Here is a 22,778-nt window from a genome sequence, read left to right on the forward strand (position 1 = left end):
CCCCCTCAATTCATTTTTTATTATAATGGTGCAGGTTAGCCTTTCACTGCCCCTATCATAATCCCTTTTACAAAAAACCTCTGGAAGATCGGATAAACCAGCAATATAGGCGCAACAACAATAATGGTAACCGTCATACGGATTGAAGTTGTCGTTTGCTTGGTTGCCAGAGTTGCCATAGCTGTAGAACCGGCATTTTGAAGATTGACCATGGTAGATAATGAGCTTGCCTGATTAATATAGTTATATAAAATGAACTGCAGGCTATACAATTTGCTGTCAGTGACGAGCAGCAGCGTATCCTGAAAAGAGTTCCATTGATCCACCGCTGCAAATATGGCAACTGTAGCCAATATCGGCTTGCTTATAGGCAATATCACTTTGAAGAAAATCGTCATAACCCCAGCCCCATCGATACTTGCCGCCTGCTGCAATTCCTTGGGCGTCGATTCCACAAAGGTTTTTACAAGGATAATAAAAAATGGAGCTACAATAGTCGGCAAAATGTAGGCCAAAAAATGGTTAGTCAGATGCAAGGACCGCATGGTGAGATACCACGGGATAATTCCTGCATTAAAAAACATCGTAATTATCGTGAAGCGGTACCAGAACTTTCTCCCCCACATATCCTCCTGAGAAAACATGAATCCCAAAAAGGCTGAAGCCCCGACGGTCAGAGAAGTTCCGATTAGCGTTCTTCCCAGCGATATAATAGCAGCGTCCCATAGCCCCGGAATCTTAAATACATCCAAGTAGTTCTGGAAATGGATTTGCTGCGGGTAAAATACAATCTCACCTCTGGCGCTAAGATCATTGGCGCTAATGGTATTGATAATGATAGAGTAAAATGGAAAAATGCATAGGAGAGCAAACAGCGTATACAGGGTATAAATCAAGGCTGAAATCAAGATATCGGTAATGCTGGAATGCTTCTTGTTAGTGTGAACATTGTTCACTGCCAGGCCTGCTGCTTTATCGCTCATACCACGCTCTCTCCTCTTATCATTTTTGATAATCCGTTCACTGAAAAGAGAAGCACAACACTAACCAAACTCTTCAGCATGCTGATCGCAACAGAAACGGAATAGCTCCCGCCCCCCATGGCTAGGTTGTACACATATAAATCCAGAACCTGTATGTTTTCTTTGTTAAATGCATTTTGAAAAACAAAATATTGCTCCAAGCCATTATTCAGGAAACTCGCAATTTGCAGCATTAACAGAACAAAATAGGTTGACATCAGACTTGGTAAAATCACATTCCATATGACCTGCATCCTTGTTGCACCGTCTACACGCGCCGCTTCATAAAGGGATTCATCTATACTCATAATGGCAGCTATATACAAGATGGCTGACCAGCCCAACGTTTTCCAAATCGACCACCCCCACATCGTGATCCATACATGTTCAGAGTCTTGAAGGAATAGGATCGGAGAATCGGTGAGGCCCAATTGATTCAATAGACCGTTAATGATACCTTCACTCGATAACATAGAGAATGCCAGTGAATAGACCAGTACCCAGCTGATAAAGTTTGGCAAGGTCGTTACCGTTTGCACAAACTTCCGGAAACGCAAAGCTTTTATTTCATTCAGAAATATAGCAAAAATCATTGGTAGCCATGAGAATAGCAAACCCAAGCCGCTCATCCCAAACGTATTTTTGATTACCTGAAGCAATTGGTCTATCTTTACTTGGTTTTCGACTAAGGAACGAAACCACTTGAAACCAACATAAGCGGATTGAGACAAAGGTGTCGGCGGCGTATAGTCAAAGAAGGCATAAACCCAACCATATAGCGGGTAGTATGCAAAGGTAGCAAGTAAACCCATGAAAGGCAGTATGTAGAGAAATTTTTTAATAGATTCACTTCTCATCCTGTATTCTTTTATACGCACCATGTAATCCCCCTATAAATAAGTTGTTTGGAAGCGCTTCCAACATTGAAGAAAAGAAATATTTAGAGATGTCCAAGCAACCAGCTAACACTCCTCTATCCGTGGTTCCATTTCCTTTCCAGCCCATACACCTCCGTAAATGCACTGTTTACCCTTCAATTAATTACCAACTTTCTAATAAATAGTAAATTATCAGCCGTCTAAAAACAATGATCTATACTAACGTATAATTGATATATTCTGATATGCAGTAATTGTAAATTTGATTGCAGTTCAATACATTTCAATATAAAAAAAGCTCCTTTACAGAGTCAGGTTAGGAATGATTCACCTGTTCGCTGTAAGAGGAGCATGTCAATTAAATCTGTGTCTTGCTCAACTTCACTGAGTGAATTAAGAGTGCGCTTCTCCATTTCCAAATAACAAACGGATAAAATGATACGCGCCGTTGTGCCATACTTGAAAATCATGGATCCCGCCCTTAATCGTAACTTGGTAATACGAATTAAGGAAATCCCCTGCTCTATCCGTAAGACCTTCAATTGATTGATTGTAGCATTTGAACGATACTTCGTCGGCATCTCCGCATGTCATATACAATACTTGAAGCTTCCGGCCTCTTAATGCAATGCTCGTGCCCAGAAGCTTACCATTGCTTGATGTAGGTGCATTTGAGAAAGAGCCTACGTAAGCGAATATATCAGTCATGCCACGTACGGGAACAGTCGAGGCAAGCCCGTTCTCCCATTCGCTTGCCACTCCAGTGATTGTCGCAGAATCGAATCGATACCCCCCAAGGATCAGATTCAATGCCTGCATGCCACCCATGGATAGACCTGCGATAGCCCTATGCTTGCGACTGAATTCGATTGCTTCTGGATCGGTCTCCCCTATATTCGCATACGTCTTGAATGTGGATTCAATGTACGGAATCAAATCATATCTCAGCTCATAATCAAAATAATAGAACCCGAGCATATTGGTTCCTTCGGAATTGAATTTACTCTCTGTCCAGTCATGCGAGCTTCTTCCATTCGGCATTACGACAATAACTGGATCGATATCACCGTTTGCGATGAGGTTATCAATCATATTACACAAGATCGAATTGCCGCCCACATTCCAGCTACCGCGCAACCATTCATATTGGTCCCCGCCTACACCATGAAGCAAATATAAAACATTGTAACGGGTAGCATTGTCGCTATCGTCGTAACCCGCCGGGAGATAGACACTACAGCATTTCATAATGGCCTCTCCTCTAACCGTTTCTCTTCCCGTCTCCCAAAAATCGACCTCTCGATTCGTCACGAATTGGCGCAATTGGTTAATATAGTGGTTAACCGGATAAACAACATCTCGCACTGAACCTTGATTGCCACTCGCAGCCGCTCTTATATAAGCGGCGGGAATTCCCGCTATTTCCAAGCTCGTCATCGTTTAAGCTCGCTTTCTATGACATATTTTTCCGCACTGCAAACATCGCTTCAGCAATATTTTCATCATGTAGGGCAGCCTCTGCTTATTCATTTACGCACGTATAACCGAAATCCTACTGAGGAAAGCTGAAAATAGGATGGGACACCGGTCTCATCGTTCGCAGCATACCATAGATGCCGCTCAGCTTGTCTTCCGGAGCAAACCTGAATTCCACTTGCGATTTCCCCTTCACAATCTCTGCAGGAATCAAATAGTGCTTCGTAATAAAGTCGCGTTTCCACTCCCAGGATGACTGTTCGCGTACAAGCAATACGCCATCCGCATAAATGTTCATCACCCTATCATAATTGATGCAGAAATACATCACCTGAAGCACGTTCTCGCTTTCTGGATCAACGTTAAGCTTATAGCTGAACCATCCGCCGGGATGCGCCAATCTTCCATTTTGACCGTCCCAAGCTCCACTGAACGTTTCTTGTCCTTGTATTTCATGCTGGAGCTCGTATTGATCATTACCGACCTGGACGCTGTCGATCGTCGCCTCTTTCACAAGCCGCTCCATTCGTCCAAGCGCCAAATGGCGTTTCAGCTCTTCGGAGTCCGCTTCGACAATATTCCAATAGATGCCGTAACGCTCCTGATGCTGCTTATAATGCGGGGTAAATACAAGCCGTTCGTCCTCATCAGTATTTCGGAGCCTAAAGACAAGCTTGCCGTCTTCCTTCATCAGGTGCTGCTCAATATCGTCCAGCCACTGCTGTGGGCTCAATCCCTGGGGAATTATAAAATCCTTCACAAGCATTCTGCGTGTTGGCACGCTTACCATAATCCCCGTACTCGCCTGGATCATGTCCTCTGTTCCGAGCGTCGCGCTTAATACGACCGGCCCATATTGAAAACCGACAGCATAGCGATTATCCGGCAGGCCGGAGTAAAACACCTTCATCGGGAGCTTTAGAGCAAGCATATCGCCATGGTTCCATTTACGGTCGATCACGATGTAATGGTCCTTGACTTCGAGAGGCAATGGCTCACCATTCAAGTGCGCTTCGATCTCTCCCCGAACCCAGTAAGGAATGCGAAGATGAAGCTTGAGCTCACTCGGCTGTCGATCTTCCGTCTCAAGCTGGAGCGTTACACAGTCGCTGTCTGGAATGCCGGAGCTTAGAGCAAGGCGTACATTCTGCTCACTCCAGTCTAAAGTGGAGCTTACATATTGATTAATATACAGCTCATTCTCTTTATGGAAGTAGATGCTGTCGCCCAGCTTCGTAAAGCTCTCCATCCCCGTTCCCGTACAGCACCAGAAGTGCTCAAACGGCGAGCTGTAAATCTTAAAGTACCCTGTCGCCATCGGCTGAAAATACATGGTCATGCCCGTTTCGGGATTTTGTGAGGAAAGGATTGCGTTCATATAGGTCGTCTCGTAGAAGTCCGCATACTTCCGGTCTCCGGTCAGCTTAAACAGTTCGCGGGTCAGCTTCAGCATATTGTAGCTATTGCACGTTTCGCAGGTGATGTCCGTGCGTCTCTGATCGAGCGATTTCGGCTCGCCAAAATGCTCCGACTCGCTGTTGCCGCCGGTCATATAACTATGGTGGTTAACAACCATATCCCAGAAATTTATAGCCGCTTCCAGATAGAAACGCTCGTTTTCCCCTAGTACAAGAAAACGGTTCAACGCTCCCAAAAATTTCGGAATCGTCGTGTTTGCATGCTTCCCCCTCAAAACATCCTTGCCTTGCCGGGTCGCCTCAAATAAAGGGAGCTCGTCGAATTTGTGAGCTGCCCCCAGATGCTTCGGATCGCCGGAAATTTTATACAGTTCATAGAGGCAATCATTCATTCCCCCATACTCGACGGCCAGTACTGTCGCTTGCAGCTCGTCTGACCAACGGGATGTCCTCGACGCCACCCAGTCACCCAATTTCACAACCGTGTCGAAGGCGACCTTGGAATGAGTAGCTTGGTATACGGATATTAATCCCGCAATAATCTTGTGCATCGTATACCAGGGAACCCATGCTGGCTGCTTCTGCTCGATATTATCAATGAGCGCTTCAGGAAATGCGGAGAGATAACCGCTTTCAAACTGGCATTCCGACAATTCATTTGCCATATACGTCAGTCTCTTCAGCATTACCGGATCCTTCGTCGCGGAGTATGCTTGCGCGCATGCCGACAGATAATGACCTAGCGTATGTCCGCGAATCTCCGTCTCCTCCCATCCCGGGTATTTCGCTGCCTTCGGCTTGAGCCCACGGGTTTCCCGGAATCCGGCCAGCAGCCTGTCAACATTATAGCTGTTCAGGTATTCGAGTTCCTTCTTGAAAGCATTGGCTTGATAGTCTTCGATAAGCACCACTTGATCCAATCCGAAATGCTGCAAAGCAATTCGCTGCAGCGTCGCTTTATTCCTGTTCATCATCCATTCACCTTCCATGTCCCTTTGTGATCTCATATCCGTACTATCCTCAGATTACCGTTTTGCGACTAACAAGGTAAATGGCGAAAGGTTCGAATTTGTGTAAAAAAGTCAGGTTTAATTCTAATCGTTGACTGCACAGAAGTTATAGAAATTTGGCTACCGTAAGGTTATGATTAAACCAGTTAAGTGAAAAAAGGACAGAAAGGCGGCGTCAATTCTAAATGATCGGCTATACCTTTAACGTAGAAAAACCGTTAACGATGACGATGACCGGCAAATTCGTTTCACCGTTTCCCGAATGGACGCATATGAACAGAGTACTCATGGATTATGAATTGTTTATACAGATTAAAGGACAGTTATACATTGCAGATGACGAGGAGCGGCATGTCTTGCAGGAAGGGGATTTTCTTCTTATGGCTCCCCGTACCCGGCAATTCGGGTATCAGGGGTCCGACTGCAGCTTTTATTGGCTTCATTTTACCGCGGAGGAACCATCGGCAGCTCCAATACTCATCGAAGAGTATGAAGCCCAGACGGGACATATGATGATACCGCGTCAAGGTGCACTGCAGCGTTCGGATAAGATCATCGTCATGATGAAACAGCTGCAGGACTCCGTTCGAAGCTATCAAGACCCGACTCTGAATAATTTTTTGGCAACGAGTATTCTGTACGAGCTTTACAAGCAATGTGATCCTGGCACAAACGCCGTAAAAAAAGAGCTGAAGCAGCTTCAGCTCTACAACGATATCGCAGACTATATCAAGTGGCACCGCTTTGAACCGCTGAAGGTGTCTCAGATCGCGGATCATTTCGGTTATAATGCCAAATACTTGTCCTTCCTGTTCTCAACAATCTCCGGTATTTCACTCAAGCACTTTATTATGAGTCAAAAGATTGAAGCCGCATCCTTTCTCCTGACGGATACTAATCAGAGCATCAACGAAATCGCGATGCAGCTCGGCTATTGCGACAGTCATCATTTTATGAAATCGTTCAAGCAGCTGACGAATCTTACACCGACCGGCTTCCGCAATGCATCAGCAAAACGATTGTTATATTACAAGTGAGACAAGAGTAGAACAATTATCACCGATTCGGCTTCTGTATCTGCTCTTTCAGAGCTTCCAAATTACATTCGCCTACCCACTATTTAATGATTCGGGCTGGATCAGAAGTACTTAAAAAATGTTGTACGGTTTCGTTGTATGCAATAGTTTAAATCCTTCATAGTTATTTTCGTATGATTTCTCAAATTCATCGGCTATTTGAAAGAGGGAATACAATATCCATTCCTAACCGCCTAATTTGCTACCGTTAACAATGCTTTGACGGGTTTGCTGCTCGGTCGGTTTGTACTAAGATAATCTAATAGAACCTAAGAAAGGGGAATAACAATGACAGATGGTCTATCCTTAAACGCAACTGAGAAGCTCGTTGATGTTAACTCGGAGGCTTATCATGAGATGATCGCCCAATCGCTGCTTGACAAAGGCAACAATAAGCGATTGAAAGCCGCCATTGAAAAGGCTAAGAGAGGCGATAACGTTACGATTGCTTTTATTGGCGGCTCCATTACTCATGGAGCTGGAGCAGACCCGCTCCATACGTCTTGCTACGCTCACCGAACATATACCGCTTTCAAAGAGATGTTTGGCAAGGACGGCGGTAATCAAATTCGCTTTATTAAAGCTGGCTTAGGCGGTACGCCTTCTGAACTGGGCATGATTCGCTATGAGCGGGATGTCCTGAGAAACGGAACGGTTCAGCCGGACATCGTCGTCGTGGAGTTTGCCGTCAATGACGCTGACGACGAGACGAAAGGGATTTGCTACGAGAGTCTCGTACTGAAAATCTTGACCGCCGCCAATTCGCCTGCCGTTATTCTGCTGTTCAGCGTGTTCGAAAACGATTGGAATCTGCAGGAACAACTTTCTCCTGTAGGCTATCATTATGATCTTCCCATGGTAAGCGTGAAGGATGCGGTTACAAAACAATTTCATAAGTCAAAGGACGAAGGCAACATCATTTCCAAGTCGCAATTTTTTAGTGACATCTATCATCCGACCAATTTGGGACATCTCATCATGGCCGACTGCTTGCGCTCGCTTTTCATGGAGACCGATCGTTGCGCACCTTATCAAAAGGATATCGTCCTCGACAAACCACCGATGTACGGCAACGATTTCGCTGATGTTCGTTTGCTGGATAGGAACAATGGTTCTAGTGTAGCAAAGATTACGGAAGGCAGTTTCTACACATCCGATACCGAACTCCAATTCGCGGAGATGGACGATCATCCATACGGCACAGCCCAATTCCCCAACAACTGGATGCATACATCTGAATCCGGCAGCGACAGCTTCACGATGACGATTCATTGCAAAAGCCTGCTTCTCATTTTTAAAAATTCCGGAAGCAACGAATTCGGAAACGCCGATATTTTGGTTGACGGCAAGCTTGTGAAGGTGGCGGAGTCCCACACCGTCAAGTGGACGCGTTGCCACGCCCTCCTTTTGATTCGGGAGCAGCAATCGAAAGAGCATACTGTGGAAATCAGAATGGCGTCAGAGCATGAGAGCAAGCAATTTACAATTCTTGGTTTCGGCTTCACTCAATAGTCACTCGCAGCTCATTTTGCATTGAGAATTTCTTATTACTGATCTTTTCACCTACATATGTTAAAAAGCCTATTTAGGAAAAAGCCTTCATTATATAAGCGACATTTCTATATATAATAAATGACCATACAACATGAAAGCCCTTCTAGCCCTGGTATACCCGGGCAGAAGGGCTTTCATGTTGTATCGAATCGCATGATCACCTAAGCAAAGAAAGCTTTACGATATTCTTGCTTTTAAACGTTTCTGCTATCTGCTGATGAGCTTGTGGTACGATCCTTTCGGCAGTTGCTCCTTGTCGAATAGCAACGGCCAATTCTTGCGCCCTCTGACTGGGAAGTTGTCCAACCAAGTATAATCGTCCGCGGCCCCCCAGAACGTCACGCTCGTCAGGACATCGCTATATTCGCAGAAAAGCTGGAATAACTGGGAATATCTATCCTCCTGAAGACTCATCATCTCGGATGTAGGCGATATCAGATCGGTTCGCCTATCTTCGAACTCGAACACCGATACGTCCATCTCCGTGATATGCAGCTTCAGTCCGAGCGAAGCATAACGTTCAATAGCCGTTCGGATATCGTGCAGTGACGGATGGGATAAATTCCAATGCGCTTGAAGTCCGATACCATGAATAGGCACGCCCTTCTCCTTCAGAGATTTTACCAGTCTATAAATTTTTTCCCTCTTCTCAGGTACGGACTCGTTATAATCGTTATAGAACAACAGCGCTTCGGGATCGGCTTCATGCGCATATTCGAACGCCTTGGAAATGAATTCCTCACCGACGATGTCGAGCCATTTGGACGAACGCAGTTGTTCTTCGCTACTATCAGATACGGCTTCATTCACGACATCCCATGCATAAATTTGACCCTTATAACGCCCAACCACTGTATTAATGTGAGCTTTCATTCGCTCCAACAGCGTATCGCGATCAACTAGACCTCCAGTTTCATTCTCGAACACCCAAGCAGGCGTTTGATTATGCCAGACGAGCGTATGCCCTCTTACTTGCATTCCGTTTACTTTCGCGAAATTCATTATTCGATCCGCATCCTCGAAAGTATATTGGTGTTCTGCAGGATGCAAACGCTCGAACTTCATCTCATTTTCAGCCGTTAAACTATTGAAATGATACGCCAACAACTCGCGTTGTGTGACCAGCGTCTTCATATTTACAGCTGCGCCAATTAAAAACTGCTGACTAAACGATTTATGAAGTTTTAAAGATCCTTCATATCGGGAATTGTCCATTTCTCCGATCGCCTCCTCTTCATGTTTAGGTTGACTTTAGACATAATTTGATTGCCAATTTAGTAGAATATAGCTTTTTCCAGGTAATATGGGAAAAGCTTTTATTGTTCGTATGGATAATTTGTTACTTTGATTCATAATCGAACCAGTCAAAATGGGCGAGCGACTGCGATTTGGCGCCATTTCCGGTCGCATACAAGGCGAAGAGCACGCCAGTAAATCCGCCAGCCACTTCCGTTGCAAGAAGAGAGGTCTCTCCATGGCCGAACCAGAATGGTTCTCCGTTGCCATCAGAAAATCCGAAAGCATACAGGTCGCGAGTCGCGCTCACATGAAGAACGATAGATTCGAACGGCCACGGCGCCTCGTTCTCGATCTTCCACAAGCTGCCAAGCTTTCTACGGAAAATGACTTTGCACACGCCAGCGATACGAGTCAAAGCAATCTCATAATGGAAGCGATCGTTCATATAAACGGTAATGCCCGCTTCCTCTCCGTCACGCTGAGGTGCAAATTCCATATGCGTAGACACGCTGCAATCGAAATGCTGTTGTCTTCTCGCTAGAAATGCAGGCGCTCCGATTTCATTCAACGTCGTCTCGTTGCCCCGTAATGTTAGACAACTATCCTTCTCGCTAAGGCACCAGTTATCCGGATTGGGTGAACGCATAAAATTCCAATACGGTGCAAGCGCCGCCGCATCGAAATTGTCCCGAACTGGGGCAGCGGCTACAGGCAACAGCGGAAGATTGCCTGCCGGCATCGTCTCGCTGACCGTTCCGTTATCGCCAATGATCGGCCAACCCTCTTCCGTCCATGTGACGGGAGAAAGAAACGTCTCTCTGCCGAGATGGTGTTTATTCGGATAGCCATGCGGCCTGATGCCAAGAAATACAGCCCACCAGTCTCCGTCCGGCGTTTGAACGAGGTCTGCGTGTCCCGTTGCATGAATCGTTTTCGACTGGCTTCGATGGGTTAAGATTGGATTGTGCGGACAGCTTGCGAAAGGTCCATTCGGACGTTCGCTTCTAGCGATCGTTTCCATATGGCCGTATTCGGTGCCGCCTTCGGCAATCATTAAATAGTACCAACTGCCGACACGATAAATATGCGGTGCTTCCGGGTACTGGCCTCCTGTTCCCGTCCAGAGGAAAGCAGGATCAGTCAGCCTTTTGCCGGTTTTCGGATCAATCTTGCTTTGATAGATGCCAGGACCCTGATCTCCGTGAGCAGAGGAATTGAAATACAATGTTCCATCCTCATCGAAGAACAAGTCTGGGTCTATGCCGGGATGGTCGACGAAGATCGGATTCGACCATTCCCCGCGCGGATCATTCGTATGTACGAAGAAGTTACCGCCGGCGGTAACGTTCGTCGTCACCATATAAAACGTTCCGTTATGCTCACGGATCGTAGGCGCGAATATGCCGCCGGAGCTTGGTGCACGGCTTAGATCGAGCTGCTCGGGCCTTGTCAAAACGTGGCCGAGCTGCGTCCAATTCACAAGATCCTTGCTGTGGAACAGCGGAACACCCGGAAAATATTCGAAGGAACTCGTTACGAGATAATAATCATCGCCAAAGCGACAGACGCTTGGGTCCGGATGAAAACCGCTTATAACCGGATTGTTATAATTCATGCAAGCGCACTCTCCTTATCGTTGCGAAAATAGTTAAATCAGACTCACATAGCGGAAGTAATCGAAATCAACGAAACCGCCAGCTTGCTTCGTGGCGTAATTGTACAGACCGAATCGGTAGCCCATAAAGTGTTCAAGCCTATATTGCATATGAAACGGTTCTCCGATCACAACCCAATTCACTCCGTCCGTGGAATAGCGGAACCAGGCAATATCCTCGCGATCGCCATTATCGAACTGGCACTCTATTTGCAAATAGATTTGGTCGCCCTCATACTTTACGCGTTCAACTGTGATTTCGCCTTGACCGTCGTCCACTCTGCCATTGACGCACATTGCTACGTAAAAATCGCCGTTGTCATCGACCTGAATACCGACCGAGCCGAAAGCATATTGCAGCGACACTAACCCTGCACGGTCGCCCGGTTTCATAGCCTTGATGTCCATAACCGTTGTACCGACACATGCCGGACCTTCTGTACGCTGTGTTAACGTATTGCGGGCAAATTCTACGCTATTCGTGATATGTCCCGTCGTTAGGCGCAAGCAGCCCGGTCGCTCCGTTACCGACCATTTACCATTGTCGGGATTATGATTCCATTGCCAATGAAGCGCTAGACGATTCTCCCCGTAATCAAACTCATCACTGATGACAAGCGGTTTTGTCTCCGAGCTGGGCAGCTTCACTTCGAGAGTCTTTGGCGCTTTGCCCTGTTGCCCCAGAACTGGCCAGTCATTATCCCAAACGACCGGCAGTACGCATGGAATACGGCCAACGGCCCCGTGATCTTGGAACAGTACCGCATACCAATCCCCTTCTGACGTATCAAAAATGCCACCTTGTGCGATGCCATTGTTCCGATAATCCATTTGATCATCGAGTACTAGCTTGTGCTCGTATGGACCGAGCAGTTCACGTGAACGATAGCATAGCTGTCTGCGGCGCTTGTTACCTGTATTTGGCCAATCGATGAAGAATAAATAATAATAACCATTGATTTTGTAGGCATGGCAGCCCTCGGCACGAAGCATAATTCCGTCTCGCTCCGTCTCGAGCAGCAATTGATTGATGCCGTCCGGCTTCAGAGCAGTTGCTTTCTTAGACAGCTCTGTAATCCGAATATCGCCATTGCCATGGAAGACAAACACACGGCCATCGTCGTCGAACAGCATGCTCGGATCATGGTGAAGTCCTTGAATAACGCTTCGTTCCCATTTCCCGTTCTCGATATCCTCAGTCGTATACACATAGAACTGATTCATATCCAGACTCGAGAAACACACATAAAAGATACCGTCGCGATAGCGTAAGCTGGCAGCCCATGATCCCTTGCCGTAAATGCCTTTACCGTCAAGCAAATTGTGTGCGTCATTATCCTCGAACGTCTCGTATACGTAATTAACAAGCTCCCAATTCTGCAGGTTTTCGGACTTCATAATCGGACAGCCTGGCATCGAATGCATGCTTGTGCTGACCATATAGAAGGTCGATCCTACACGGATCACGCTCGGATCCGGAACGTCCGCCCAGATGACCGGGTTCGTTATTGTTGTTTTGTTCATCGCTAGCTCCTCCTAGTAGGGCTGGATTAGTCCATCATCCAACCAGTCTAGCCTGTATGCACCTCGGCAACAACCCGTCTATCTATAGGTTTTCCCACATAAATTATAGGCGGTACTTTTTATACTTTTATGGTCGTACTTGCCCAGATGGATCGACGACCGCCCAGAATGCCGGCTTCGCGTGAAGCTGCTTGTCGAACAAGAATGGCGCATTGGTACGCGTCACCGGGAAGCTGTTCAACCACGTATGGTCGTCCGCGATGCCCCAGAATACGACGCCGCTAAGAATGTCCTTATTGTCTCTGAAAGCCTCAAACAGCTCGCGATATCTATCCGCCTGCTTCTGCAGCAGATCAACCGGTATATCGCTGCCAACATCGCTGCGATCGTTCCATGCGTAGAGACTCATATCCAGCTCGGTAACGAGATTATCAAGACCTAGCTCAGCAAACTTCTTCATCGATTCGATAATAGAATTCACCGTCGGCCCGAATAGGTCGATATGGGTCTGATGACCAACACCATCGATCGGTACGCCTTTGTCCAGCATTTCCTTCACAAGCTCATACAATCGGTCTCGCTTCGCCGGATTGTCCGTTCCGTAATCATTAATGTACAGCTTTGCCTCGGCTCCGCCCGCTTCGCGTGCCGCTCGGAATGCCGTCTCGATAAAGTCTGTACCCGTTATCTTATACCATTCGCTAGCTCGCATCCCGTCCGGATCGGCTGGCTCTATTACTTCATTGACAACGTCCCATGATTGGATATCGTCCTTGTATCGTTCGACAATTGTGCGGACATGCGTATTGACTCGCTGCAGCAGCAGCTTTTTGTTCGCTTCGCGCTTAGCCGCGTCTGTCTCCTCAACCATCGGCTTGCCCTCCGCATCCTTAAAGAACCAAGCGCCGACCTGACTATGCCAAAGCAAGGTATGGAAGCGCACCTCCATGTTGTTTTCTTTCGCGAACGCTACGATTCGATCCGCATTCCCCCAATTGAATTTACCTTCCGTAGGTTGAATCGCATCGGGCTTCATCACGTTCTCCGCAACAAGCCAGTTCACGTGCTTCTTGAGCATCTCTGCCTTTAGGCCCTCCATCTGGGCCGGCTCGATGGCAGCTCCGATCGGAAAATAATCAGCGAATGTCTCCGCAAGCGATGGAATATCCTGCTCGACCGATGGTTCCGGCGTCGGAGTTGGCTTCACTGCTTGCGCCGGAGTCGCTTCAATCGTGCTTGTAGGCTGGCCATCTTCAGGATTGACGCTGCCAGCAGGTGCTTCCGTTTGAAGCGCAGCCGTTTCATTCACTGTTTCCGCTTGATGCTTATTGAGAATAAGCACAGCAACAACTGCAATTAAGGTGACAGCAGCTATAATGCTGTATATTAGCTTGTTTCTTTTTTGACTCAATTCGTTTGCCCGCCTTTCATTCGTAATCTTGTTTTGCACTCCAAATCTCTAAGCAGCAATAAGCGCCCTGCGGGCGCTGGCCGAAGTAGCTGGCCCCCCAAGGCGCTATACATGCGTCAGTACTTTTCTTAACCGACGATTCCAGTACGCTCGATACTTTCGACGAAGTATCTTTGAACGAACAAATAAAGAATAACGAGCGGCAGAATCGCAAGCAAAATACCGGTATCCTGCACCATGCTCATGAAGAACGGGTCTTTGTTGGTCGTTGCGCCGCCTTCTAGCAAAATTTGCAAGTTGTAAGGAAGGGACGACAACTGCGTGGACATCACTTTGCTCGACGTCAGATAGGTTGTCGTGAAGAAACTATCATTCCACTGCCACACAAAGGAGAAGAGCAATACGGTAACAATGGACGGAATCGCATTCGGCAGCATGATACGAAGGAACGTCGAGCCAACGCCCGCCCCATCGATGTATGCCGCTTCCTCCACCTCCTTCGGAATACCACGGAAAAACTGCCGGAAGATGAAGATGTACAGCCCCGCCTTCAACGAATTCGCCGTAAGGGAAGTTAGAATAAACGGCCAGTAAGAATTAAGCAAATTCAAGGACTTTCCGCCGGTTAGCAGCGGGATCACGCCTAGAAGCGTAAAGTCCTTCAAGTTCATATAGATCGGAATTAGGATGGTCGTAGGCGGAACCAAGATGGTTAATATAACGCCAGCAAACAGCAGATTGCTTCCTTTGAACTTCAGCCTGGCGAACGCATAACCTGCGAACGCGCAGGATGCGGCGGTCATGATCGTCGTCATGCTAGATAGCACAAATGTATTTGCCAGCGTTTCCCAATAATCCATAATAGAGATCGCTTGCTTGAAATTGTCGAGCGTAAAGTGCTCTGGAATAAACACGACGATCGGCGAATACAGATCCGCCTTATCTTTGATCGCCGTCGAAATTTTTTGAATAATGGGATACAAGATAACGAACGACAATCCGATGATCAGCACGAGCCGAACGATCGTCCACAGCCCTCGCTTCCAGCTTTCCAACGATAACAATCGGGCCAATATCAACGTTTTCACTCTCCTTCTATTCCTGGTAGAAGACCCGCTTGGATATGAAGTATGCACTAACTAATAGAATGATCATGATGACCAGGAAGTAGATCCACGCCATCGCCGAGCTAAGCCCGAAATTAAAGGTGGTAAAGCCGGTTTCTTTGATTAGCGTCGTCATGTTGTTCCTGGAGAAAGAGTCGATAATCGTATAAATGACGTTTACGAGTATGAGCGGACTGACCATCGGAAACGTAATTTTCCAGAATGCCTCATACCCGGTTGCCCCTTCGATTTTGGAGGCCTCATACAGCTGCGGCGAGATGGTCTGAATCCCAGCTAGGAAAATAAGAATTTGCACACCGGATTGACTGACGATCTGATAAATCCTTTCGACAGCATCCATCAAGTACAAGACAATATCCTCATTGACGCCTGATCTCACCATAATGTTCGCCAGCTCTAGCGTACCGCTCGAGAATACGCCCCCGTTCGCATTTTGTTCATTGATCGCTTGCACCAGACTTGATGCCTCCAAAGTCGCAATGACGCCGGAAGCAAGTATAACTGGAAGGAAAAAGATCGATCTTGCCAGTGCTCGCCCGACGAACTTTTGATTCAGCAGCACAGCCAGAAACAAGCTGAAAATAACGATAAGCGGAACGTTTACGACCATATTAACGACCGATTCCGTTAATATTCGATTAAAGCTCGTATTTACGGTGAGCGCTTCAATATAGTTCGCGAATCCGATATATTTCATAGTCATCCCGTTCGCATTGGCCTTAATTGAGCTTAAGCTGTATTGCAGTGAAGTCAATAAAGGAATAAAAAAGAAAAATAGAAATCCAAGCAGCCAGGGCAGCACGTACAGAAAGCCCCACAAAGCCTTCTGCTCGTTGTACGTTCTTGATCTGAATACCAGCTTCGTTATCGTTTTCAAGATTGCTCACCACCCGTCACATAACCCTCGGCCTCTATCGTCATCCCGTTTATTGTTGTTTTCGTCGCATTGTAGTTAACGATGACGTACGTCCCGCTTTCATACACGGTTTTGAACAGGCCTTCAGCTAGTTTCTCGTGCGCAACGATACGCTCATTCTGAACTTTACTCAGTACACCGTTCACTTCAGCATAAATATGTGCAGCCTGCTCCAGCCACTGTTCGTAATTGACTGCATATAGCTTGCTGAATTCCGTATCCTTAACCTTGTAATTCGGCTCGTGAATCCATTCGAAGTATACGCCGGAGCCGTACTCGAGACATTTCAGAATATATTGTCTTACATTCGTGTAGCTGGTCAAATTATATGGCGAACCCGTGTAATTGATATTTCCGCGAATCACCATTTGGAAAAATGGAATTTCTTGATCCTCAAGCTTATAGCGACTATTCGTTAAAGGTGCGTTTGTAATATCTGATAAGTAAGGCAGTGTGTAAGCATTGCCGCCCTCGGCCAAAATATTCAAGTTTGCTTCACGAATTTTGTTCAGCGCCTGAGTAGAAATATCTTCCGACTCTGTACGGTCGATTTGTTTGTTTTTGCGGAAATCGCTATTCAACTTGTCGCCCATATCACGAAGCGAAATCCCGTCCGCATTGAAACCTTTCATGTCCTTTAGAATAGCATCCACGTAAGTGCCGACACGCCTCGGCGATACGACATAGGACGGGGACTTCGAGCGGTCTCGTCGCCCTAGCGCAAGGTCAAGAGGATAGAATGACGAAGGTACGCCACGCAGAGAACGCGATGCTTCCTCCTTCTCGTCGAATCCCTTCCCCGTATGCGCGGTTAGAATTGCTACGTCAGGATAGAGGTCTACGTCCTGCTCCTTCGCGAACAACGCCAAGCTGCGCAAGCCTTTTGCACCGCCAATCGCATGGTCTACCGACAGGTCATCGGGTACTTTATGATCGAGTCCGCCGTTGAACCAACCAGCATATCGAAGCTTAATATTAGCGATGCCGAGCTTCTTCATTTCGCTAATCATTTCCTGCGTCTGCTTGAAAGTGGTAAGCGGCTCGAGCGTCATGTACGGGACGCCGACGAAATGCTTCTGTTTCGCAATGCTTCCCACGACCTGAACGTAGAACGGAAGCTCACTATCCCCGCTCCCCTTCTTCGGAGCCGGTAATCCGTCCTGGCGCTCCAAATATTCACGATAATACTCCGCCATGCCCTGATACGATGCTGACTCGCCCGTAAGGAAGGCATAACGCACCGTAAAATCACTTTTCATCGGATGTTCCTGGAATTTCGGCAATGTTCGCTCCGATCCGTTCGCCTGGAGCGTAAGCTCCCCTTTGTTCGTAACGTTGAAGGTCGGATAAACATAATTGTAGCTGTTCAATTTGCCGCTGATATCCGCATTGATCGTCGCAACAGGCGCGCCTTCTTCGATAATGCCAAGAAATGCGTTGCCGTCCCTGATCATGCCGAAAACCGGCAGCCTAACGGTTTGTTCGTTAACAGCGTTCTCGACCCTCTCCATTGCCTGGTCATTACCGTAAACCGCCTGCTGGTACGCAGGGTACTTCGTCTTGCCGTTATTGAACGAGATGAGAGCGCCGGAGCCGTCCGGAACGAAGATCGAGCCTTTCTCCTTACTCCCCGCTGCGCCAAAGAAGCTTAGCATTGAGACGCTGCTGACCGGATACTCGCTAGGAGACTGAATTTCCTGTGATGGGACCCTAACAACAAGACAGTCCGCATCGAGCTTATACTCGATGGAAGCGAGGAAAATTCTCGGTGCAGGCGAATCTTGCGAAAAATTCAGTTCAGCCATATCCTTCTCCAGATCCTCTTGCGTATAGCCGGCATCCTCGAATGCTTTGAACGCACGATCAAGCTGAAGACCATTCAGCGCTTGGTCATTCCGAGCATAGACCGCTTTATCCTCATTTTTTGTATACCCAATACGCAAAGCACGTTGACCTGCCTTATCCAGCTTGCCCGACAACTCATCAAAACGAGTCATACTTAACATGAGAGGCAGATCCATGGCAGATCTCTCGGCTTTACCAAATTTATAGGTTACTTTAACTCCGCTATCAATCGTTTCATATTTAACCTGTTCGTATGCAACGCTGTCCAGGAACGTATTAATCGAATTGACCTGTCCGAAGCTGTTATAGTAATCTATTTTCAATTGCGAGGACAGCAAACCCTTATTCACCCCGGTTGCGACAGGATCAGCCTCCGCTTCGAGGGGATTGCTATGCCATACTTCGCCTCCGCTTTTGTTAAGCACGGCAATAGCGCCCGTCTCCTCGTTGATGAACAGCCTAAGCCGCTCATTCTCGGCGATTCCCTTCATATCGGCGAGACGCGCATCCGTGAACGAAGCGTTAAGCGCCTTTCCTTGCACGAATGCCGCCTCTAGCTGCTGCGCGTCTTCCGCTTGGTTTGCGGTACCCGAGCTGGAACAGCCGGCGACCAGCAGTCCGGTTGCGAGAAACGCGGACAAGATGGCATTTCTGGCCATACGCATCTAACGTTCCTCCTTTCCTAATTCCTCAAGGTGATTTCTTGATATAAGATCGTGATGAAGGTAATAATTTGTTGAATCAAGCTAAAAAACAATAAGCAGAGAAACGCCATGAACCCAATGGCAATCAGCGAGAGCATAATCGTTACGATTGTTTTGCTTGGTGTGAATTGATGAACGGTCATATTTCCAACGAACAGAAGATATACCGACCATAGAACGGCAAAGCTGTTGCAGAAATAATAAAACGTTGTCTCTTGCATGGAAATGACATTGCTTAGCCAAATCCACGGGAAGTTGACAATAACCAAAGGCAGCAGTGCGAAGCAGGTGGATGTGAAGATATCCACGAATTTACCTTCACCATCCATTAGAGTCGTAAGCGACCAATTCGCTACACACCAGAATAAGACTGGTACGAGAACATAAGTGATCTCCATTAAGCTGTTCATGTATTCAGGATTGTAGATGTTAACTAGAAACCCGCTGTACTGGCTGCTTAGTACGTTAGTCAAGATAAGCATCAGCAGAATCCCGAACGACAAGATCAAGTTCAGCTTCTTGTTCTGTTCGTATTTCAGCTCCCAATAACCGTTAAAGGGATGCATGATAACATAAAATGGAAATTTAATGTACTCTTTATTCAAACGAAACGCCCCTCTTTCTAGCCCGCTTTTTCCGGTAGATCCTTACGATCAGGGTAACGGCGGCTAATCCGATGACAACCGTCATAACGGTGCTGAAGTTTGCTCTTAGCACTTCCTTGCGGTAAAGGAGAAACGCCTTGGAATAGTTGGGTTGATCAAGGCTTTGCTTGAAGTAACGCATCGCATCGTTGTAGTCGCCCTGCCTCAGAATCGCCTTGCCGATGCCGGAATAAGCGAAATCCAAATTCGTGTTCATATTAATAGTCTTCTCATAGAGCTGAAGCGCCTTGTCTTCCTCGCCCTTGTAATAGCTTCTGACTGCTGCATTCAACGTCCGGCCGTACTCCGTCGTCTGGAACAACGTCATTTCGCCGAACGCCTTGTCCAGAACGAGGAAATCGTCCCCAACCCGTTCAATAGCAACCGGCGTGTTGAACTCTCCGATCCGATTGCCCATGCCTCCGAACACGTACATGAATTGCCCGTCTCCGTTATAAGTGAAAATCCGACCTCTCTTCGAATCAAGAACCGAGTAGATTTCACTGTCCGTAATATCGACGTCTATAAGTCTGGAAGGTCCAAGATCGCTCGTAAAGTTAATATCGCCCTGTGGTTTGTAAAAACCGGTTCTTCGCAAAATATCATTGCCTTGGGCGTTCAGCTTACGAATGGTGTCGCCCGAATCACCGCTGGTCGCGTAAATGAAGCCTTCGTCATTAATGTCCATATTGGTAAACTCTGTTGGTGTGAACATCACCATTTGGCTGCGCTGCGCCTTCGTCGACAGCCGCTTCCAGAACAGCTCCACCGGATCTACCCAGACACGGTTCGCTCCGATGTAAGAAGTGAACGCACCCTCCGCGCTAAACTCCATTAGTCCGTCGAACACACCTATCGCCATGACATAGATGCGCTGCGCTTTATCCATGACGACCCGCACCGGTTGAAAATTGAAGTTGGCCGGCAGCAGATCGGATTCAGGCTTATCTACGATTTGCTCCAAACGGCCTTTCTCATCCAGATGAACGACTCGCTTGTTCCCCGTATCGGCGATCAGCAAATGCTTCTGGTCGGTTACGAAGATACCTTGAGGATTCAGAAACGTATCGTTTACTCCGGCGTTATTGAAGGTGTCGATGATTGCCTTCTGACGATAATCTTCGTCCAACACGACGATTCGGTTATTTCCTGAATCCAGCACATAGATTTCATTGTCTACCGTGACGTGCAGATCGCTTGGATCTTTAAACGCGCCTACACCGAGCGTAGTCCCGGTCATTAAAGTCGTCGCTTCATAGGCGGAAGGAGATACGACAGATTCTCCCCAAACCGAATAGTTGTAAGAATCGCCATCCGCCGCATAAGCAATCGATCCTCCCGCACTTATGCCGAATACGCAGCATATGGCCGCAAGGAGATAAGCCCTTAGTTTCGTTTTTCTCTTCAACATCGTGCAAGTCTCCTCTCTACTCTTTCATCCCGGAAGTCGCCATCGTCTGAATGACGCTGCTTTGCGAGATGACGAAGAGCGTGATCGGTACGACCATTAATATGAGCGCGACGGCCGCCCCAACGCCAGCGCGCGCGATACCGCCCTGCGTAATCTGTCCCAGTGCGTAATGAAGCGTCTTCAGGTTCTCACTGTAGATGAAACTGCCTCCATCGGTTCCCCATAGCATAGGAAACTGCAAAATCATAAGGGTTAGCCAAGCAGGCTTCACATTCGGCATCACGATGCTCCAATAGATCCGGTACTCGCTCGCTCCATCAATCTTGGCGGCTTCCAGCAATGCCGTCGGAAGCTGCTCCATGAATTGCTTCATTAGGAATAGGCCTAATGGAAAAGCGAGCGAAGGAACGATAATAGATGCATGCGTATTGATCCAGCCGAGCCAAGACATCACCATATAGTTTGGAATCGCTGTGACATGACCCGAGAACATCAGCGACAGAACCACGATCGAGAAAAGCGTCTTCGATCCGAGGAATTGATATTTAGCGAGCGGGTAAGCCGCGGCGGAAGCAAGCAAAATATGACCTACAGTTCCGATGAGAGTAATAAGCACTGTATTGGCAATGTAACGCGATAACGGTACCCATGAATTGCCCATCAAGGCGATCAGGTCATAGAAGTTATCCAATGTCGGATTATTAACGAAAAAACGCGGCGGAAAGATAAATAATTCGTCCAGCGGCTTGAAGGCGTTGTTCACTGCATAAAGCAGAGGCAGCACCATAAAAGCTCCGAACACGGCGAGAAACGCGAACAAGATGAAGCTAACCGTAAACGAACGGTTCAGGCGCTTCGTCGTCCGAAATACGGTCATCATTTTAACGACCAACGTTACTCACCTACCTTTCTGAGCAGTTTTTGCGTCAATTTGTTAGTCCCGATCATAATACCGAACAAAACGGTCGCAATCGCCGAGGCATAACCCATCTCGAATCGAATCGTGCCGTAATCCATCAGGTGGGTTACAATCGTGTGCGCCGCATAGTTGACGCTCGGGAAACCCGCGAGCGCGATCGTAATATCGGCCACCGCGAGAGATCCCGTAATTTGCAAAACGGCGCCGAACAGCAGCTGCGGCCTCATCGAAGGCAGCGTAATGAACCATAACTCCTGCCAGCGGTTTTTTATTCCGTCTACAACACCCGCCTCTATCAGCGTCCGATCAATCGTTTGCAGTCCTGCTATAAAGGCAAGGAAGCTTGTGCCTAAGCTGAGCCATAGCTGCACGATCATGACAATCATAAGAATGTATTTTTCATTAGTCAGCCATTGGATCGGCTCCAGAATAAATCCGAATTTAATCAGGAATCCGTTCAAATAACCATAGCGGTCGCCCGAAAATACAATCAGCCAGATAAAAAACACGTTTCCAGAAATCGCCGGCGCATAGAAGATCAAAGTCATAACCGCCCGTATCTTAGGTGACAGCTCGTTAATAACCCACGCAAAGAAAAAGCAGGCAATATAGCTGACCGGACCGGTAATGATTGCGAAGATGAATGTGTTCTTCAATGCAATCATGAAGATGTCGTCGTTCAGAAATAATCTGGAGTAATTCTGCCATCCGACAAACCGCGGAAATTCGAGCATGTTGAAGTAAAAAAAGCTAAGTATGAGCGAGAATACGACCGGAATAACCGTAAAGGTAAAGAAAATAAGCATGTATGGGCTCATCAGAAGGTAATAATGCTTATTTTTTTTCAATTCCGTCCATACATGGGACAACTTCGATTTTTTCTTCGGATGGATAAGATTAGATACGGCTTGACTGGTTGTTTCGGCTTGCAATGAACTCCACCCCCAAAC

At 47.2% G+C, this 22,778-nt stretch carries 17 protein-coding genes; 2 read left to right on the forward strand and 15 right to left on the reverse strand.

The window, feature by feature from the left end; all coding sequences use genetic code 11:
* Positions 1-35: 35 nt before the first annotated feature.
* The 4 genes from AB4Z45_RS15695 to AB4Z45_RS15710 form a co-directional block, all read right to left on the reverse strand.
* Positions 36-983, reverse strand: coding sequence for a carbohydrate ABC transporter permease (locus AB4Z45_RS15695; protein ID WP_441910267.1), 948 nt, complete (start codon positions 981-983; stop codon positions 36-38).
* Positions 980-1,903 carry an ABC transporter permease subunit gene (locus AB4Z45_RS15700; protein WP_441910268.1) on the reverse strand — a complete coding sequence of 308 codons (924 nt, stop codon included), beginning with the start codon at positions 1,901-1,903 and terminating at the stop codon, positions 980-982. Before AB4Z45_RS15700 ends, AB4Z45_RS15695 begins: the two co-directional genes overlap by 4 nt.
* A 390-nt stretch (positions 1,904-2,293) precedes the next feature.
* On the reverse strand, positions 2,294-3,337 hold the full coding sequence (locus tag AB4Z45_RS15705) for an alpha/beta hydrolase (RefSeq protein ID WP_441910269.1): 1,044 nt from the start codon (positions 3,335-3,337) through the stop codon (positions 2,294-2,296).
* Between the two features lie 115 nt (positions 3,338-3,452).
* Positions 3,453-5,801 carry a beta-L-arabinofuranosidase domain-containing protein gene (locus AB4Z45_RS15710; protein ID WP_441910270.1) on the reverse strand — a complete coding sequence of 783 codons (2,349 nt, stop codon included), beginning with the start codon at positions 5,799-5,801 and terminating at the stop codon, positions 3,453-3,455.
* A gap of 188 nt (positions 5,802-5,989) precedes the next feature.
* Between AB4Z45_RS15710 and AB4Z45_RS15715 the strand changes: the two genes are divergently transcribed.
* A complete protein-coding gene (locus tag AB4Z45_RS15715; protein WP_441910271.1) occupies positions 5,990-6,841 on the forward strand; it encodes an AraC family transcriptional regulator in 852 nt (283 codons plus the stop codon).
* 327 nt (positions 6,842-7,168) lie between these two features.
* Entirely contained in the window at positions 7,169-8,392 is a 1,224-nt protein-coding gene (locus AB4Z45_RS15720; RefSeq protein WP_441910272.1) for a GDSL-type esterase/lipase family protein, read from the forward strand.
* Positions 8,393-8,641: 249 nt separating this feature from the next.
* On the opposite strand, the gene AB4Z45_RS15725 is transcribed toward AB4Z45_RS15720, so the two are convergent.
* The 11 genes from AB4Z45_RS15725 to AB4Z45_RS15775 all read right to left on the reverse strand — a co-directional run bounded on the left by AB4Z45_RS15725 (position 8,642) and on the right by AB4Z45_RS15775 (position 22,760).
* A complete protein-coding gene (locus AB4Z45_RS15725; protein WP_441910273.1) occupies positions 8,642-9,649 on the reverse strand; it encodes an endo-1,4-beta-xylanase in 1,008 nt (335 codons plus the stop codon).
* 124 nt (positions 9,650-9,773) lie between these two features.
* A complete protein-coding gene (locus tag AB4Z45_RS15730; RefSeq protein ID WP_441910274.1) occupies positions 9,774-11,288 on the reverse strand; it encodes a glycoside hydrolase family 43 protein in 1,515 nt (504 codons plus the stop codon).
* A 33-nt stretch (positions 11,289-11,321) separates the two neighbouring features.
* The gene (locus AB4Z45_RS15735) at positions 11,322-12,851 is read right to left on the reverse strand and encodes a glycoside hydrolase family 43 protein (RefSeq protein ID WP_441910275.1); all 1,530 of its coding nucleotides are present in this window, start codon (positions 12,849-12,851) and stop codon (positions 11,322-11,324) included.
* Between the two features lie 127 nt (positions 12,852-12,978).
* A complete protein-coding gene (locus tag AB4Z45_RS15740) occupies positions 12,979-14,262 on the reverse strand; it encodes an endo-1,4-beta-xylanase (RefSeq protein WP_441910276.1) in 1,284 nt (427 codons plus the stop codon).
* A 128-nt stretch (positions 14,263-14,390) separates the two neighbouring features.
* Complete coding sequence (locus tag AB4Z45_RS15745; protein WP_339209718.1) at positions 14,391-15,341, reverse strand: carbohydrate ABC transporter permease; 951 nt, start codon at positions 15,339-15,341, stop codon at positions 14,391-14,393.
* Positions 15,342-15,357: 16 nt separating this feature from the next.
* Positions 15,358-16,266 (reverse strand): carbohydrate ABC transporter permease, encoded by a 909-nt coding sequence (locus tag AB4Z45_RS15750; protein WP_441910277.1) that lies wholly within the window; start codon positions 16,264-16,266, stop codon positions 15,358-15,360.
* A complete protein-coding gene (locus AB4Z45_RS15755) occupies positions 16,263-18,815 on the reverse strand; it encodes a DUF5696 domain-containing protein (protein WP_441910278.1) in 2,553 nt (850 codons plus the stop codon). The genes AB4Z45_RS15750 and AB4Z45_RS15755 overlap by 4 nt, the downstream gene beginning before the upstream one ends.
* A 17-nt stretch (positions 18,816-18,832) precedes the next feature.
* On the reverse strand, positions 18,833-19,459 hold the full coding sequence (locus AB4Z45_RS15760) for a Yip1 family protein (RefSeq protein WP_441910279.1): 627 nt from the start codon (positions 19,457-19,459) through the stop codon (positions 18,833-18,835).
* Positions 19,452-20,909 (reverse strand): hypothetical protein, encoded by a 1,458-nt coding sequence (locus AB4Z45_RS15765; protein ID WP_441910280.1) that lies wholly within the window; start codon positions 20,907-20,909, stop codon positions 19,452-19,454. The genes AB4Z45_RS15760 and AB4Z45_RS15765 overlap by 8 nt, the downstream gene beginning before the upstream one ends.
* A gap of 16 nt (positions 20,910-20,925) precedes the next feature.
* Complete coding sequence (locus tag AB4Z45_RS15770) at positions 20,926-21,789, reverse strand: carbohydrate ABC transporter permease (RefSeq protein WP_441910388.1); 864 nt, start codon at positions 21,787-21,789, stop codon at positions 20,926-20,928.
* A 14-nt stretch (positions 21,790-21,803) separates the two neighbouring features.
* Positions 21,804-22,760, reverse strand: a complete 957-nt coding sequence (locus tag AB4Z45_RS15775) for a carbohydrate ABC transporter permease (protein WP_339204238.1) — start codon at positions 22,758-22,760, stop codon at positions 21,804-21,806.
* Positions 22,761-22,778 lie beyond the last annotated feature (18 nt).

Source organism: Paenibacillus sp. MCAF9, assembly GCF_052114265.1.
Classification (GTDB): domain Bacteria; phylum Bacillota; class Bacilli; order Paenibacillales; family Paenibacillaceae; genus Pristimantibacillus.